Here is a 16,851-nt window from a genome sequence, read left to right on the forward strand (position 1 = left end):
CCAGCTTCAGTATCGCCACCGACTGCCAGATCGACCGAGTACGGACGAACACCTTTGAATGCTGGTTCGAATCCGGCCTGCGCCTCTGCCACGGCGCGGTAGTTCAATGGAAGAACGCGATGGTATGACGACTGATCCGCACTCTTAAACGGCGCTGGCACGCGCAATTGGGTGGCAACCCCAGGGGCCCGGGAGCTGGATACGACTCCCGGGCTCCGCCACGCCCGAAGAGCACGGCGGCCACACCCCCCGATCTTTCCGCGGCCGGGCGGAGCGCTCATGCCGTCATGGATCCGCGCACCCGCTCGCCGTGACCGGAACCACCGCGACATGAAAAAGACCCCCTGCTCAGTGTCTCCACTGACCAGAAGGTCTTTTCGGCACTTCCTGCGAAGTGCCCCCGGCAGGATTCGAACCTGCGCACCCGGCTCCGGAGGCCGATGCTCTATCCCCTGAGCTACGGGGGCGAAAATCGCTGCTCTCGGCGGCGACGAGTGAAACCCTACCAGCTCCGACCCGGTGTCCGGGAACAGGTATTCACGCGCCGCCGGGACCGGTCGCCGGGTGGATCCGGCGGCGCCGCGCGGCCGGATGCGGAGCCCGGCGGCGGCGGGGCCCGCGGAGGTGCCGGCCACCCCTGCGGGGGCGGAAGTGGGCAAAACCCGGACGCAGCTACTCCGCTCGACCTACTCTCGAAGGGTGTCAGGGGCGTACGGCCGCGTGCTTGTTGTGGACGACAACAAGGTCATCCGGCAGCTGATCAGGGTCAATCTCGAGCTGGAGGGCTTCGAGGTCGTGACCGCGGCCGATGGCGTCGAGTGCCTGGACCTGGTGCACGAGGTCTGCCCGGATGTGATCACTCTCGACGTGGTGATGCCCCGGCTCGACGGAATACAGACCGCGGCCCGGCTGCGCGCCGATCCCCGGACCGGTCATCTCCCCGTCGCCGTCATCAGCGCCTGTACGCCCCGTGAGGTGGACTCCGGGGCGGCCGCAGGCGTCGACGCCTTCCTGGCGAAGCCCTTCGAACCGAGCGAGCTGGTGCGCATGGTGCGCCGGCTCGCGCGCCTCGAAGATCCCGCACCGTTCGACGGAAGGCGCGGCGCGGGGAGCACGGCCGGCTGACCGGGTCCCTGCCCGCATGGCGAAACCGGTTGGCGAAGGGCCCCCCTTCCTCCCATACGCTTGTCCTGTGACCCCCGCAGACATCTCCCGGACCGTGCTGCACGCTGTGCGCCGCGCGGTCGACGAGAACGCCCTGCGCGCGCCGGTACCGGCGCGCGTGCGGGTCGAGCGGACGCGGCCCGGTGGCAGCGGCGACTACGCCTGCGCCGTGGCCCTCCAGCTGGCCGGCCCCGCCGCGCTCCCGGCGCGCGAGGTCGCCGCACTGCTGCGGGACCGGGTCGTCGGCGCACCCGGGATCGGACGGGTCGAGATCACCGGGCCCGGCTTTCTGAACTTCACGCTCGACGCCTCCGCCGACGGCGCCGCCCGCGTACGCCAGGTGCTGGAGCACGGGCTCCGGTACGGCTGGAGCACCGAGTGCGCCGGGCAGGTGCATCAGCTCCACCACCGGCGCGAGGTCCGGGCGGCGGTCGTGGCGGGCACGGTGATGAAGCTGCTGCGTGCGCAGGGCGCCCTGGGGCGTGTCACCTGCGAGGAGGCGTCCGACCCCGGCTGGGCGCGCCTCGGCGTCACCGTCGACGCGAACGGCCGGCCTCCCGTCCCGCTCGCGCAGACCCGGCCCGTTCCCGCAGGGGCCACGACGGGGGAGCTGCTGGAGCGGCTGGGGGCCGACGCCACCCGCTGGGGCCTGCTGCGGCCCGCCGGGCACGACCGCGCGACCCTCGGCGACGAACTCCTCGTACAGGGGGAGGGAAACCCGCTCTTCCTGGTCCGCTACGCCCATGCCCGCGCCCGTGCGCTCACCCGCGAGGCGGAGCGCCTCGGCTTCACCGCCCGTTACGACGAGGACGTCGACGCGCCCGCACTGCACGCCGCACTCGCCGACCATCCCGGCGTCCTCGCCGCCGCCGCCCGCCACCGGGCACCCGACCGGCTCGCCCGGCACCTCGAGACGGTGGCGCACGCCTTCTTCGACTTCCACGACGCCTGCCCGGCGCTCCCCGTCGGCGACGAGAAACCCTCGGCCGCCCACCGCTCCCGGCTGGCCCTTGCCGAAGCCGCCGGGACGGTGCTCGCAGGCGGCCTGTCCCTGCTCGGCATCAGCGCGCCCGAACACCTCTGAGAACCGAGAGAGCAGAGCAGAACGATGAGCCGATCCGCACACCCCGCCGGCCCCCGCCACGCCGACGTCCTCCCCGAGGGCCACTACACCGCCCCGGCGACCGACCTGAACGAGCTGGACGCGAAGGTCTGGTCCCGCACCGTCACCCGTGACGCGGACGGCGCGCTCACCGTCGGAGGGATGGAAGTCGCCCGTCTCGCCGAGGAGTTCGGCACCCCGGCCTACTTCCTGGACGAGGCCGACTTCCGGGCGCGCTGCCGTGCCTGGGCGGACGCCTTCGGGGCGGACGCCGACGTCTTCTACGCCGGGAAGGCCTTCCTGTCGCGTGCCGTCGTGCGCTGGCTCAAGGACGAGGGGCTGAACCTCGACGTGTGCTCCGGCGGCGAGCTGGCCACCGCGCTGGACGCCGGGATGCCCGCCGAGCGCATCGCCTTCCACGGCAACAACAAGACCGTCGCCGAGATCGAGCGGGCCGTCGAGGCGGGCGTCGGACGGATCGTGCTCGACTCCTTCCAGGAGATCGCCCGGGTCGCGCACATCGCCCAGCGGCTCGGCACCCGCCAGCGCGTGCAGATCCGCGTCACGGTCGGGGTCGAGGCCCACACGCACGAGTTCATCGCCACCGCGCACGAGGACCAGAAGTTCGGCATCGCGCTGGCGGGCGGACAGGCGGCCGAGGCGGTCCGCAGGGCGCTCACCCTGGACGGCCTGGAGCTCATCGGCATCCACTCGCACATCGGCTCGCAGATCTTCGACATGGCCGGCTTCGAGGTCTCCGCGCGGCGCGTGGTGCAGCTGCTCGCCGAGGTCCGTGACGAGCACGGCGTCGAGCTCCCCGAGATCGACCTCGGCGGCGGCCTCGGGATCGCGTACACCAGCGACGACGACCCCCGCGAGCCCCACGAGATCGCCAAGTCGCTCGGCGACATCGTGACCCGAGAGTGCGAGTCGGCCGGTCTGAGGACCCCGCGCATCTCCGTCGAGCCGGGCCGCGCGATCGTCGGTCCCACCGCGTTCACGCTGTACGAGGTCGGCACCATCAAGCCCCTCGAGGGTCTGCGGACCTACGTGAGCGTCGACGGCGGGATGTCGGACAACATCCGCACAGCCCTCTACGACGCCGAGTACAGCGTCGCGCTCGTCTCGCGCACCTCCGACGCGGAGCCGATGCTGGTCCGCGTCGTCGGCAAGCACTGCGAGAGCGGTGACATCGTGGTCAAGGACGCGTTCCTGCCGTCCGACCTGGCACCCGGTGACCTGATCGCGGTGCCGGCCACCGGCGCGTACTGCCGCTCCATGGCGAGCAACTACAACCACGCCCTGCGCCCGCCGGTCGTCGCCGTGCGCGACGGGCAGGCCCGGGTCATCGTCCGGCGCGAGACGGAGGAAGATCTCCTGCGCCTCGATGTCGGCTGATGAAATTTACATCTCAAAATCCGGACGGGTGGCAGAAACCCCCGTCCGGTGAGTGAGACTGGTCCACACATCAGAAGTATGAGAAACGAGGTCGGATGATGCGTACGCGTCCGCTGAAGGTGGCGCTGCTGGGCTGTGGAGTGGTCGGCTCAGAAGTGGCGCGCATCATGACGACGCACGCCGACGACCTCGCCGCGCGCATCGGCGCGCCGGTCGAGCTCGCCGGCGTCGCCGTCCGCCGGCCCTCCAAGGTGCGGGAGGGGATCGACCCCGCGCTGATCACGACCGACGCGACCGCCCTGGTCAAACGGGGCGACATCGACGTCGTCGTCGAGGTCATCGGCGGCATCGAGCCCGCCCGCACGCTGATCACGACAGCCTTCGAGCACGGCGCCGGGGTCGTCTCGGCCAACAAGGCGCTGCTCGCCGAGGACGGCTCCGCGCTCCACGCCGCCGCCGAGAAGCACGGCAGGGACCTCTACTACGAGGCGGCCGTGGCCGGCGCCATCCCCCTCGTACGGCCGCTGCGCGAGTCCCTCGCGGGCGACAAGGTCAACCGGGTGCTCGGCATCGTCAACGGCACGACCAACTTCATCCTCGACAAGATGGACACGAGCGGGGCCGGGTACTCCGAGGCGCTCGACGAGGCCACCGCCCTCGGGTACGCGGAGGCCGACCCGACCGCCGACGTGGAGGGCTTCGACGCCGCCGCGAAGGCCGCGATCCTCGCCGGGATCGCCTTCCACACCCGGGTGAAGATCGGTGAGGTGCACCGCGAGGGCATCACCGAGGTCACCGCAGCGGACATCGCCTCCGCCCGCCGCATGGGCTGTACCGTCAAGCTCCTCGCCATCTGCGAGCGCGCCGCCGACGGCAGGTCCGTCACCGCCCGCGTGCACCCCGCGATGATCCCGCTCACCCACCCGCTGGCCTCCGTCCGCGAGGCGTACAACGCGGTCTTCGTCGAGGCCGAGGCCGCCGGGCAGCTGATGTTCTACGGTCCCGGCGCCGGCGGCGCCCCGACCGCGTCCGCCGTCCTCGGTGACCTGGTGGCCGTCTGCCGCAACATCATCGGAGCGACCACCGGTCCCGGTGAGTCCGCCTACACGCGCCTGCCCGTCAGCCCCATGGGCGACGTCGTCACGCGCTACCACATCAGTCTCGACGTGGCCGACAAGCCTGGCGTACTCGCCCAGGTGGCGACGGTCTTCGCCGAACAGGGCGTATCGATCGATACGGTCCGCCAGCAGAGTCGGCCGGACAGTCAGGAAACCGGCGGCGAGGCATCCCTCGTCGTCGTCACCCACCGCGCGCCCGACGCCGCCCTCTCCGGGACCGTCGAGGCGCTGCGCAAGCTGGACACCGTGCGCGGTGTCGCCAGCATCATGCGTGTTGAAGGGGAGTAAGGACCCATGACCAGCAAGGGCACCCACCAGTGGCGCGGCATCATCGAGGAGTACCGGGACCGTCTCCCGGTCACGAGCACGACGCCGGTCGTCACACTCCGTGAGGGCGGCACGCCGCTCGTCCCGGCGCAGGTCCTCTCCGAGCGCACGGGCTGCGAGGTGCACCTCAAGGTCGAGGGCGCCAACCCCACCGGGTCGTTCAAGGACCGCGGGATGACCATGGCGATCACCCGGGCCAAGGAGGAGGGCGCGCAGGCCGTCATCTGCGCCTCCACCGGCAACACCTCCGCCTCCGCCGCCGCGTACGCGGTGCGCGCCGGCATGGTCTGCGCCGTGCTCGTGCCGCAGGGCAAGATCGCGCTCGGCAAGATGGGCCAGGCGCTCGTCCACGGCGCGAAGATCCTCCAGGTCGACGGCAACTTCGACGACTGCCTGACCCTGGCCCGCAGCCTCTCGGACAACTACCCGGTGGCGCTGGTCAATTCGGTCAACCCTGTCCGCATCGAGGGCCAGAAGACCGCAGCGTTCGAGATCGTCGACGCGCTCGGCGACGCCCCGGACATCCACGTCCTGCCGGTGGGCAACGCGGGCAACATCACGGCCTACTGGAAGGGCTACAAGGAGTACGCGGGGGACGGCATCTCGACGCACACCCCGCGCATGTGGGGCTTCCAGGCGTCCGGCTCCGCGCCGATCGTCCGCGGCGAGATCGTCAAGGACCCGGCGACCATCGCCACCGCGATCCGCATCGGCAACCCGGCGTCCTGGCAGTTCGCGCTGGACGCGCGGGACGAGTCGGGCGGCTTCATCGACGAGGTGACGGATCGTCAGATCCTGTCGGCCTACCGTCTGCTGGCCTCCCAGGAGGGTGTCTTCGTCGAGCCCGCGTCGGCGGCGTCCGTGGCCGGTCTGCTCAAGGCGGCCGCAGAGGGCAAGGTCGACCCCGGCCAGAAGATCGTCTGCACCGTCACGGGCAACGGCCTCAAGGACCCGGACTGGGCCGTCGCGGGCGCTCCGCAGCCGGTCACCGTCCCTGTCGACGCCGTGACCGCGGCCGAGAAGCTGGGCCTCGTCTAGTCCCTCCCCTCCGGATCGGGCCCGCCCGCCCGATCCGGAGGAAAGGGCCCCGACCGGCCCCGCCGCCCTTCCGGGCGGAGAGCGCATCGGAGGCGTGCGACACGCATCGTGCGCCTCCTGTGCGCCCTATGTCGCCACAGAACCTTCCTTCGATAAGCTGTACTCGACCCGCCCCGCCGCATCCGCCGCGGTGCAGCAGCCGTCGTGACTGCCGGGCCTCCCGTACCCCCGCACAACGGCACCCCACGCACGTCGAAGTACCCTGCACAACATCCCCGCCGCCGTACAGGAAGAGTCGTCCAACCGATGGCCGGTCCCGCGTTCCGAGCCGCCGCCGTCCGGGTGCGCGTCCCCGCAACCAGCGCCAACCTCGGCCCGGGTTTCGACGCCCTCGGCCTCTCGCTGGGGCTCTACGACGACGTCGTCGTCCGGGTCGCCGACTCCGGGCTGCACATCGACATCGCGGGTGAGGGCGCCGAGACGCTGCCCCGCGACGAGAGCCACCTGCTCGTACGCTCCCTGCGCACGGCCTTCGACCTGCTCGGCGGCCAGCCCCGCGGCCTCGAGATCGTCTGCGCCAACCGCATCCCGCACGGCCGCGGCCTCGGTTCCTCGTCCGCCGCCATCTGCGCCGGGATCGTCGCCGCCCGCGCCGTGACGACCGGTGGCGAGGCCCGGCTCGACGACGCCGCGCTGCTGGAGCTGGCGACCGAGATCGAGGGGCACCCCGACAACGTCGCCGCGTGTCTCCTCGGCGGATTCACCCTCGCCTGGATGGACGGCGGAGCCGCCAGGGCGATCCGTATGGACCCCGCGGAGTCCGTCGTTCCGGTGGTCTTCGTCCCGGCCGTGCCGGTGCTCACCGAGACCGCCCGCGGCCTGCTGCCGCGCACCGTCCCCCACGTGGACGCCGCGGCCAACGCCGGCCGTGCGGCCCTGCTCGTCGAGGCCCTGACCAGGCGCCCCGAGCTGCTGCTCGCCGCCACCGAGGACCGGATCCACCAGGAGTACCGGGGCCCGGCGATGCCGCGGAGCGTGGAGCTGGTGAACCGGCTGCGCGCCGACGGTGTCCCCGCTGTCATCTCCGGTGCGGGGCCCACCGTGCTCGCGCTGACGGAGGAGGGATCGGCCGACAAGGTCGCCCGGCTGGCGGGTGAGGGCTGGGCCGCGAACCGGCTCGCTCTCGACGCCGCCGGTGCGAGCGTGTTGCCGCTCGCCGCGTAGTCCCATGTGATTGCCGGTGCATGAGAGGGGGAATGTTTGTTGGAGCCGGTAGTGTTAACCTCAAGTCAGCAATCGACGTCTTCGTGGCGCGTTGCTTCGTGTCCCCCTTCGGGACCACCACTCTTCCGGGAGCCTCCCCGACTGCCTGAGCAGCCTGCCTGAGCCTTCGAACACGCTCCGGAACCGGCACGACACCCTCTTGCTCGTCCAGGAGTGGGCCGAGCAGGGGGATCTCGCGCCGGAACCCCGCACATTCATCTCTCCGCCGTACCCGGCGGACCACCGCCCCGGCAAGGTCCGCGATCGACACGATCAACAGACCGCAGTCGGACAGCACAACCGGTCGCCGAGCCAGAAGGCCGACGTCCGCTCCAGGGAAGGACCCTTCGTGAGCGACACCACCGATCTGATGGGCGTGAGCGCCGACAAGAGCGTCGACAGCTCCGTGCCCGCCGAAGGTGCTGCCACTGGCACCACCGCACGGCGCCGCCGCTCCGGCACCGGCCTCGATGGCATGGTCCTGGCCGAGCTGCAGCAGGTCGCGTCCGGCCTCGGCATCAGGGGAACTGCGCGGATGCGCAAGAGCCAGCTGATCGAGGTCATCAAGGAGGCGCAGGCCGGAGGATCCTCCGCGCCCGCCCCCAAGGCCGCCGCGTCCGCCGGTACGGATGCCGCGAGCAAGCCGAAGCGGCGCGCCACGTCCAAGACGCGCACCGGTGACGAGACCGCTGCCGCGCCGGCCGCCGACAAGGCCGCCGCGCAGCAGCAGATCGACATCCCCGGTCAGCCGGCCAGCGACGAGCAGCCCGCGGGTGAGCGTCGCCGTCGCCGGGCCACCGCGCAGGCGGGCAGCCCCGAGACCAAGGGCGAGTCCAAGGCGGATGCCAGGACCGAGCCGAAGTCGGAGCCGAAGTCCGAGCCGAAGGGCGAGGGCCGTCAGGACCGCGCCGACGAGCGCGGCGAGGCGAAGGACGGCGCCAAGGCGGAGTCCGCCACGGATACCGCCGAGGGCCGCCGCGGAGACCGCCAGGACGGCCGTCGCGGAGACCGCCAGGACCGCGGAGACCGCCAGGACCGCGGTGACCGCCGGGACCGCCAGCGTGACCGCCGGGGCAAGGGCGACGACCAGGGCCAGCAGGGTGGCGGACGCCGCCAGGGCCAGCAGGGCGGCGGCCAGAACCAGGGCCCGCAGGGCGGCGGCCCCCAGCAGGACGACGGTTTCGACGACGAGGGCGGCCGTCGCGGCCGCCGGGGCCGTTACCGCGACCGCCGTGGCCGTCGCGGCCGCGAGGACTTCGCGACCGACGTCCAGGTGGCCGACGACGACGTCCTGATCCCCGTCGCGGGCATCCTCGACATCCTCGACAACTACGCGTTCATCCGGACCTCCGGCTACCTGCCGGGCCCCAACGACGTGTACGTCTCGCTCGCCCAGGTCCGCAAGAACGGCCTGCGCAAGGGTGACCACGTCACCGGTGCGGTGCGCCAGCCCAAGGACGGCGAGCGCCGCGAGAAGTTCAACGCGCTGGTCCGCCTGGACTCCGTCAACGGCATGGCGCCGGAGAGCGGCCGCGGCCGTCCCGAGTTCCAGAAGCTGACCCCGCTGTACCCGCAGGACCGGCTCCGTCTGGAGACCGACTCCAACGTCCTGACCACCCGGATCATCGACCTGGTCGCACCGATCGGCAAGGGCCAGCGAGGCCTGATCGTGGCCCCGCCGAAGACCGGTAAGACCATGATCCTGCAGGCCATCGCCAACGCGATCACGGTCAACAGCCCCGAGTGCCACCTGATGGTCGTCCTGGTCGACGAGCGTCCGGAAGAGGTCACCGACATGCAGCGGTCGGTGAAGGGCGAGGTCATCTCCTCGACCTTCGACCGTCCCGCCGAGGACCACACCACCGTCGCCGAGCTCGCCATCGAGCGTGCGAAGCGCCTCGTGGAGCTGGGACACGACGTGGTGGTCCTGCTGGACTCGATCACCCGTCTGGGCCGTGCCTACAACCTGGCGGCACCGGCCTCCGGCCGCATCCTGTCCGGTGGTGTCGACTCGACCGCGCTGTACCCGCCGAAGCGCTTCTTCGGTGCCGCGCGGAACATCGAGGACGGCGGCTCGCTGACCATCCTGGCCACCGCGCTCGTCGAGACCGGCTCGCGCATGGACGAGGTGATCTTCGAGGAGTTCAAGGGCACCGGCAACATGGAGCTCAAGCTCGACCGGAAGCTCTCGGACAAGCGCATCTTCCCGGCGGTGGACGTCGACGCGTCCAGCACCCGTAAGGAAGAGATCCTGCTCGGCACCGACGAGCTCGCCGTGGTCTGGAAGCTGCGCCGGGTGCTCCACGCACTCGACCAGCAGCAGGCCATCGAGCTCCTGCTGGACCGCATGAAGAAGACGCAGTCCAACGCGGAGTTCCTGCTCCAGATCCAGAAGACGACGCCTGGCAACGCCAACGACTGACGTCGTATCAGGAGTCGAACGGAACTGCCCCCGTCACGGTGTGACGGGGGCAGTTCCGCGTCGCGCCCCGGCATGTCGCAGGCGCGAGGACGCGCGTCCGCGTCTCCACCGCGCGTCACGCCCGCAGGATTTGCCCCTCCGCCGCGACCAACCACCCCGCCGCGTAGCCCTGTCGAGGGTGCGGAGGCCGTGGGCCATGGGCGGGGAGCGGGAGGTCCGCGGCTCCGCACACCGGCGGGAGGGGCGGCGTCGCGGACGCCGCCGTCCGCGGCGTGGGTCACGGCCTGTGGATCTTCCCGGGCCGCGTCCCGGACGCCGTGCCGCGCGGCCCGCGGCGCGGGGCCGGCACGGATCGGGCCTCCGGGCCCGTCCGGAGACGTTGACCACATCCGGTGAGCCCGTGCACCGGCCCCGGCAGATTCCGTCCCGGGCCCGAAACACCAGGTGAGCCACCGGTTTCCCGAAGATCGCCGGCTACTGCCGGGGCCCTCGTCGCGGGACGGGGGCCCCAGCTCGCTGTGCAACGCTTCTCGCTGCTCCGGCCGTCCCACCGAGTGACGCCGGACCACGCCCGTGCACCACGGCAGGGGGTAACAGCGAGCAGCGGAAGAGGGAGCAGATGAGCGAGCAGAGCAGGAGCACCGGCCGAATACGTGGCACCGGCAGCCGCCGGAGGAAGCCGCCGCGGGCCCGCCGGGTGAAGCGGATCGCCCTGTGGGGCGCCGCCGCCCTGGTGGTCGTCGGGGGATCCGGGCTCGGTTACGCCTACTACACCCTCAACGGGAACCTGAAGGGCGTCGACATCGACGCCGCCCTGGGCGCGGGACGCCCCGACGACGTGGACGACGGCTCGCAGGACATCCTGGTGCTGGGATCGGACTCCCGCTCCGGCGCCAACGCGAAGTACGGCGAGGACCAGGGTTCCGCGCGGTCGGACACCGCGATGGTCGTCCACGTCGACAAGGGCCACACGTCCGCGAGCGTGGTCTCCGTGCCGAGGGACACCCTCGTCGACCGCCCCGCCTGTGCGAGCGACACCACCGGCGAGCAGGTGGGCGGGCAGAAGGAGGCGATGTTCAACACGGCGTACGCCGTCGGCGGACCCGCCTGTGCCGTGAAGACCGTCGAGAAGATGTCCGGCATCCGCATGGACCACTACGTCGAGGTCGACTTCACCGGGTTCAAGAAGCTCATCGACGAGCTCGGCGGGGTGAAGATCACCACCGCGAAGGCGATCGACGACCCCAACAGCCACCTCGCGCTGAAGCCCGGCCCCCACACCCTGAGCGGGGAGCAGTCCCTCGGTCTCGTCCGTACCCGTGAGAGCGTCGGGGACGGCAGCGACCTGGGCCGGATCCAGCTCCAGCAGGCGTTCGTCAAGGCGTTGATGGACCAGGCGAAGAGCGTCGGGGTCTTCTCCGACCCGCAGACGCTCTTCGGGCTCGCCGACACCGCGACCAAGGCCGTCACCACCGACTCCGAGCTGGCCTCCGTCAAGAAGCTCACAGGCTTCGCCGACGGGCTCAAGGGGCTCGGCTCGTCGAACGTCGACATGGTCACCCTGCCCGTGGAGTACGACCCCGAGTCCCCGAACCGGGTGCTGCCCCAGGAGAAGGCCGGACAGCGGGTGTGGGCGGCGCTCAAGCAGGACAAGCCCATTCCGGCGTCCGCCACCGCCAAGTCGGCCGGCGACAAGGGCGACGCGGGGAAGGTCGTGCGATAACCGCACGTTCCGTCACCGTACGGTCGCGCATGGTTCCCCGGACCGCGCGGGAATATGCGGGGCAGGGTCCTCGTTTTGGGAGATACGGCCGGTCCTGGCAGACTGGTACGTCGGCCCCGGTTCACGGACGCGCAATCCGCGCGAACGACCCGGAGCCCTCCCGAAACTAGGAGACACCTTGAAGCGCGAGATTCACCCCCAGTACGTCGAGACCCAGGTCAGCTGCACCTGTGGCGCGTCGTTCACCACCCGGAGCACCCTCGACGGCGGCGCGATCCGTGCCGACGTCTGCTCCGAGTGCCACCCGTTCTACACGGGCAAGCAGAAGATCCTCGACACCGGTGGCCGTGTGGCCCGCTTCGAGGCCCGCTTCGGCAAGGCCGCCGGCTCCAGCAAGTAGCGAGCCACTGCGCCGGTTCCCGACGCCCCTCACCGGGCGCCGGGGCCGGCGTTTTTTCCGGCTGTGCGGCCGGCCGTGCCCGCGAGGTGCGGCACAGGCGGCGCACCGTCCAGCAGGCCCGCAGACGTATGACGCAGAAACCAGGAGCCCGAAGATGTTCGAGGCGGTCGAGGAACTGATCGGCGAGCACGCCGATCTCGAGAAGAAGCTCGCCGACCCGTCGGTCCACGCCGACCAGGCCAACGCGCGCAAGCTCAACAAGCGCTACGCGGAGCTGACCCCGATCGTCTCCACCTACCGGTCCTGGAAGCGGACCGGCGACGACATCGGCACCGCCCGTGAGTTCGCCGCCGACGACCCGGACTTCGCCGCCGAGGTCAAGGTCCTGGAGAAGCAGCGCGAGGAGATCACCGAGAAGCTCCGCCTTCTCCTGGTCCCGCGCGACCCCAGCGACGACAAGGACGTGCTCCTGGAGATCAAGGCGGGCGCGGGTGGCGACGAGTCCGCCCTGTTCGCCGGTGACCTCCTGCGCATGTACCTGCGCTACGCCGAGCGTGTCGGCTGGAAGACCGAGATCATCGACTCCACCGAGTCCGAGCTCGGCGGCTACAAGGACGTCCAGGTCGCCGTGAAGACCAAGGGCGGCAACGGGGCCACCGAGCCCGGCCAGGGCGTCTGGGCGCGGATGAAGTACGAGGGCGGGGTGCACCGCGTGCAGCGCGTGCCCTCCACCGAGTCGCAGGGCCGCATCCACACCTCGGCCGCCGGTGTGCTCGTCACGCCCGAGGCGGAGGAGGTCGACGTCGAGATCCACGCCAACGACCTCCGGATCGACGTCTACCGCTCCTCGGGCCCCGGTGGCCAGTCCGTCAACACCACGGACTCCGCCGTCCGCATCACGCACCTGCCGACCGGTGTCGTCGCCTCCTGCCAGAACGAGAAGAGCCAGCTCCAGAACAAGGAGCAGGCCATGCGCATCCTGCGGTCCCGGCTGCTGGCCGCCGCCCAGGAGGCGGCCGAGCAGGAAGCCTCCGACGTGCGCCGCAGCCAGGTGCGCACCGTGGACCGGTCCGAGAAGATCCGGACGTACAACTTCCCGGAAAACCGGATCTCGGACCACCGCGTCGGCTTCAAGGCGTACAACTTGGACCAGGTGCTCGACGGCGACCTCGACGCGGTCATCCAGGCCTGCGTCGACGCCGACTCCGCCGCCAAGCTCGCCGCCGCATAAGCCGCACCCGCCCCGCCCCGCTCGTGAACCCGTACGGAGAACCGCGATGAACCTGCTGCTCGCCGAGGTGGCCCAGGCCACCCAGCGGCTGGCCGACGCCGGTGTCCCCTCACCGCGATTCGACGCCGAGGAACTCGCCGCGTTCGTGCACGGCGTCAAGCGGGGCGAACTGCACCATGTGCCGGACACCGACTTCGACGCCCGCTACTGGGAGACGATCGCCCGGCGCGAGAACCGCGAGCCGCTCCAGCACATCACCGGCCGTGCCTTCTTCCGCTACCTGGAGCTCCAGGTGGGTCCGGGTGTCTTCGTCCCGCGTCCGGAGACCGAGTCGGTCGTCGGCTGGGCGATAGACGCCGTCCGCGCGATGGACGTCGTGGAGCCGCTGATCGTCGACCTCTGCACCGGATCGGGCGCGATCGCGCTCGCCATGGCGCAGGAGGTGCCGCGTTCGCGCGTGCACGCCGTGGAGCTGTCCGAGGACGCCCTGAGGTGGACCCGGAAGAACGCCGAGGGGTCCAGGGTCACCGTCCACCGCGGCGACGCCCTGAGCGCCCTTCCCGAGCTCGACGGCCAGGTCGACCTGGTCATCTCCAACCCGCCGTACATCCCGCTCACCGAGTGGGAGTACGTGGCGCCGGAGGCCCGGGACCACGACCCGCAGATGGCGCTCTTCTCAGGCGAGGACGGCCTCGACACCATCCGCGGCATCGAACGCACCGCACACCGCCTCCTCCGTCCCGGCGGGCTCGTCGTCATCGAGCACGCCGACACCCAGGGCGGCCAGGTGCCGTGGATCTTCACCGAGGAGCGGGGCTGGGCCGACGCGGCCGACCACCCCGACCTGAACAAGCGCCCCCGGTTCGCGACGGCCCGCAAGGCCATGCCGTGATCACCGGGACGCCGGCACCGCACGATCCCTACCCGTACATGTCCGAGGAGGCCGGCTGATGGCACGGCGATACGACTGCAACGACGCGACCGACCGTACGACCGGCCTGCGTGAAGCCGCGTCCGCCGTCCGCCGCGGCGAACTGGTCGTGCTCCCCACCGACACCGTGTACGGGATCGGTGCGGACGCCTTCAGCTCGGAGGGTGTCGCCGACCTGCTCGACGCCAAGGGCCGCGGACGCAACATGCCGACGCCTGTCCTGATCGGCTCCCCGAACACCCTGCACGGTCTGGTCACGGACTTCTCCGAGCAGGCGTGGGAGCTCGTCGACGCGTTCTGGCCCGGCGCCCTCACGCTCGTCGCCAAGCACCAGCCGTCGCTCCAGTGGGACCTCGGGGACACCCGGGGGACCGTCGCCGTCCGGATGCCCCTGCACCCGGTCGCGATCGAGCTGCTCACGGAGGTCGGCCCGATGGCCGTCTCCAGCGCTAACCTCACCGGACACCCCTCGCCCGAGGACTGCGACGCCGCCCAGGGCATGCTCGGCGACAGCGTCTCCGTCTACCTCGACGGCGGCCCGACCCCCGGCATCGTCCCGTCGTCGATCGTCGACGTCACCGGCAGGATCCCGGTCCTGCTGCGGGCCGGCGCGCTCACGGTCGAGGAACTCCGCAAGGTGGTACCCGACCTCGAGGTGGCCAATTGACCGCCCCTGAGGGGCGTGGCATAGCGGGGCAGCACGACACTTTCCGCATCCTCCACGTCAGCACCGGCAACGTCTGCCGCTCGCCCATCACCGAGCGGCTGACCCGCCATGCCCTCGTGGACCGCCTCGGAGACCCGCTCAGCGGCGGCCTCATCGTGGAGAGCGCGGGCACCTGGGGACACGAGGGCGCACCCATGGAGGCCAACGCCGAGGTCGTCCTCGCCGACTTCGGCGCCGATGCCACCGGCTTCGTCGGACGCGAGCTCCTCGACGAGCACGTGATCCGCGCGGACCTGGTCCTCACCGCCACCCGCGACCACCGCGCCCAGGTGATCTCCATGGGCCACTCGGCGGGCCTGCGGACCTTCACCCTGAAGGAGTTCACCCGGCTGGTGCGGGCCATAGACCCCGCGACGCTGCCCGACGCCCATGAGGAGGGCGTCGTCGAGCGCGCCCGCGCACTGGTGCGCGCCGCGGCGGCCCTGCGCGGATGGCTGCTGGCCCCCACGGCGGAGGCGGACGAGGTCTACGACCCGTACGGCGCGCCGATCACGTTCTTCCGTTCCATCGGCGACGAGATCAGCCAGGCGCTCGATCCGGTCATGACGGCACTGACCGGAGTGCGCGCCCCGCACTGAGGTGCGCCGACCGGCGTACAGGGGCGTCCGGCAGCGGGCAGGCGGCCCGGGGCGGGCCTACATTGGATCTGACGCCACGCACCCCCCTCCTCCAGGCCCGGAGCCCCCGATGCCGGTCACCACTCCAGCCGCACCCGCGCCGCCGCTGTCCGCGTCGGACGCCGCACTGCCGCAGGACTTCGGCGCCCTGCTCCGCCAGGACCCGGAGGTCGGCGGGATCCTGCTGGCCGAGGCCGGCCGGCAGTCGAGCACCCTCCAGCTCATCGCCGCCGAGAACTTCACCTCACCCGCGGTCCTCGCCGCCCTCGGCTCCCCGCTCGCCAACAAGTACGCCGAGGGCTACCCCGGAGCCCGTCACCACGGCGGCTGCGAACAGGCCGACGCCGCCGAACGCGTCGCGGTCCGGCGGGCCATGGCGCTCTTCGGCGCCGAGCACGCCAACGTCCAGCCGCACTCCGGCTCCTCGGCCGTCCTGGCCGCCTACGCCGCCCTGCTGCGCCCCGGCGACACGGTGCTGGCCATGGGCCTCCCGTACGGCGGGCACCTCACCCACGGTGCTCCGGGCAACTTCTCCGGGCGCTGGTTCGAGTTCGCCGGTTACGGCGTCGACCCCGACAGCGGGCTCATCGACTACGCGCAGGTGCGCGCCCTGGCCCGGGCCCGGCGCCCGAAGGCGATCGTCTGCGGGTCGATCTCGTACCCCCGGCACCCCGACTACGAGCAGTTCCGGGACATCGCCGACGAGGCGGGCGCGTATCTGATCGCGGACGCCGCCCACCCGATGGGGCTGGTCGCCGGGGGAGCGGCTCCCAGCCCGGTGCCGTACGCCGACGTGGTGTGCGCCACGACGCACAAGGTGCTGCGCGGACCGCGCGGCGGGATGATCCTCTGCGGTGTCGAGCTCTCCGAGCGGATCGACCGGGCGGTGTTCCCCTTCACCCAGGGCGGCGCCCAGATGCACACCGTCGCGGCGAAGGCCGTCGCCTTCGGGGAGGCCGCGGCCCCGGGCTTCGCGGTCTACGCCCACCGTGTCGTGGCACACGCCCGCGTCCTGGCCGCCGCTCTCGAGTCCGAGGGCTTCGAGATCACCACGGGGGGCACCGACACCCACATCGTCGTGGCGGACCCGGCCCCGCTGGGCGTCGACGCACGCACCGCCCGCGAGCGGCTGACGGCCGCCGGGATGGTGCTGGACACCTGCGCGCTGCCGTACGGGGACGCGCGCGGGATCCGGCTCGGGACCGCGGCCGTCACCACCCAGGGCATGGACGAGGCGGACATGACGCGGATCGCGGCACTGTTCGGTGCGGCGGTGAGGGGGGAGGGCGACGCCGGCCGGCTGCGGGCCGAGGTGCGCGGACTGGCGGAGCGCAACCCGCCGTATCCGGGGTAGACGGCGTGGACGAGCCGTGTGCAACCAACACCCGTG

Annotated in this window: 14 protein-coding genes and 1 tRNA gene; 14 read left to right on the forward strand and 1 reads right to left on the reverse strand. The window is 71.6% G+C overall.

Going from position 1 to position 16,851, the window contains the following annotated elements:
- Nucleotides 1–395: 395 nt before the first annotated feature.
- Nucleotides 396–467: transfer RNA gene (locus ACFUNE_RS07190), tRNA-Arg, on the reverse strand.
- A gap of 124 nt (nucleotides 468–591) precedes the next feature.
- Here ACFUNE_RS07190 and ACFUNE_RS07195 point away from each other — a divergent pair.
- From ACFUNE_RS07195 to glyA, 14 genes are all read left to right on the forward strand, one after another.
- Entirely contained in the window at nucleotides 592–1,125 is a 534-nt protein-coding gene (locus tag ACFUNE_RS07195) for a response regulator (RefSeq protein WP_383564149.1), read from the forward strand.
- 67 nt (nucleotides 1,126–1,192) lie between these two features.
- Nucleotides 1,193–2,248 (forward strand): ArgS-related anticodon-binding protein NrtL, encoded by a 1,056-nt coding sequence (gene nrtL / locus ACFUNE_RS07200; RefSeq protein WP_383563435.1) that lies wholly within the window; start codon nucleotides 1,193–1,195, stop codon nucleotides 2,246–2,248.
- 24 nt (nucleotides 2,249–2,272) lie between these two features.
- Nucleotides 2,273–3,664 carry a diaminopimelate decarboxylase gene (lysA, locus tag ACFUNE_RS07205; RefSeq protein ID WP_383563438.1) on the forward strand — a complete coding sequence of 464 codons (1,392 nt, stop codon included), beginning with the start codon at nucleotides 2,273–2,275 and terminating at the stop codon, nucleotides 3,662–3,664.
- Between the two features lie 95 nt (nucleotides 3,665–3,759).
- Complete coding sequence (locus tag ACFUNE_RS07210; protein ID WP_383563441.1) at nucleotides 3,760–5,070, forward strand: homoserine dehydrogenase; 1,311 nt, start codon at nucleotides 3,760–3,762, stop codon at nucleotides 5,068–5,070.
- Nucleotides 5,071–5,076: 6 nt separating this feature from the next.
- A complete protein-coding gene (gene thrC / locus ACFUNE_RS07215) occupies nucleotides 5,077–6,147 on the forward strand; it encodes a threonine synthase (RefSeq protein WP_383563444.1) in 1,071 nt (356 codons plus the stop codon).
- A gap of 306 nt (nucleotides 6,148–6,453) precedes the next feature.
- Nucleotides 6,454–7,371: a homoserine kinase gene (thrB, locus tag ACFUNE_RS07220; RefSeq protein ID WP_383563447.1), complete on the forward strand. Its 918-nt coding sequence runs from the start codon at nucleotides 6,454–6,456 to the stop codon at nucleotides 7,369–7,371.
- 388 nt (nucleotides 7,372–7,759) lie between these two features.
- Nucleotides 7,760–9,832 (forward strand): transcription termination factor Rho, encoded by a 2,073-nt coding sequence (rho, locus tag ACFUNE_RS07225; RefSeq protein WP_383563449.1) that lies wholly within the window; start codon nucleotides 7,760–7,762, stop codon nucleotides 9,830–9,832.
- 619 nt (nucleotides 9,833–10,451) lie between these two features.
- Entirely contained in the window at nucleotides 10,452–11,555 is a 1,104-nt protein-coding gene (locus tag ACFUNE_RS07230; protein WP_383563452.1) for an LCP family protein, read from the forward strand.
- 178 nt (nucleotides 11,556–11,733) lie between these two features.
- The gene (gene rpmE / locus ACFUNE_RS07235) at nucleotides 11,734–11,955 is read left to right on the forward strand and encodes a 50S ribosomal protein L31 (RefSeq protein WP_383563455.1); all 222 of its coding nucleotides are present in this window, start codon (nucleotides 11,734–11,736) and stop codon (nucleotides 11,953–11,955) included.
- A gap of 154 nt (nucleotides 11,956–12,109) precedes the next feature.
- The gene (prfA, locus tag ACFUNE_RS07240) at nucleotides 12,110–13,186 is read left to right on the forward strand and encodes a peptide chain release factor 1 (protein WP_205022357.1); all 1,077 of its coding nucleotides are present in this window, start codon (nucleotides 12,110–12,112) and stop codon (nucleotides 13,184–13,186) included.
- A 46-nt stretch (nucleotides 13,187–13,232) separates the two neighbouring features.
- A complete protein-coding gene (gene prmC, locus ACFUNE_RS07245; protein ID WP_383563459.1) occupies nucleotides 13,233–14,078 on the forward strand; it encodes a peptide chain release factor N(5)-glutamine methyltransferase in 846 nt (281 codons plus the stop codon).
- A gap of 58 nt (nucleotides 14,079–14,136) precedes the next feature.
- Nucleotides 14,137–14,784, forward strand: a complete 648-nt coding sequence (locus tag ACFUNE_RS07250; protein WP_383563462.1) for an L-threonylcarbamoyladenylate synthase — start codon at nucleotides 14,137–14,139, stop codon at nucleotides 14,782–14,784.
- Nucleotides 14,781–15,422: a protein-tyrosine-phosphatase gene (locus ACFUNE_RS07255; RefSeq protein WP_383563465.1), complete on the forward strand. Its 642-nt coding sequence runs from the start codon at nucleotides 14,781–14,783 to the stop codon at nucleotides 15,420–15,422. Before ACFUNE_RS07250 ends, ACFUNE_RS07255 begins: the two co-directional genes overlap by 4 nt.
- A gap of 109 nt (nucleotides 15,423–15,531) precedes the next feature.
- The gene (gene glyA, locus ACFUNE_RS07260) at nucleotides 15,532–16,815 is read left to right on the forward strand and encodes a serine hydroxymethyltransferase (protein WP_383563468.1); all 1,284 of its coding nucleotides are present in this window, start codon (nucleotides 15,532–15,534) and stop codon (nucleotides 16,813–16,815) included.
- The last annotated feature ends 36 nt before the right edge of the window (nucleotides 16,816–16,851 follow it).

Source organism: Streptomyces sp. NPDC057287 (genome assembly GCF_042667905.1).
In the GTDB taxonomy this organism is placed as follows: domain Bacteria; phylum Actinomycetota; class Actinomycetes; order Streptomycetales; family Streptomycetaceae; genus Streptomyces.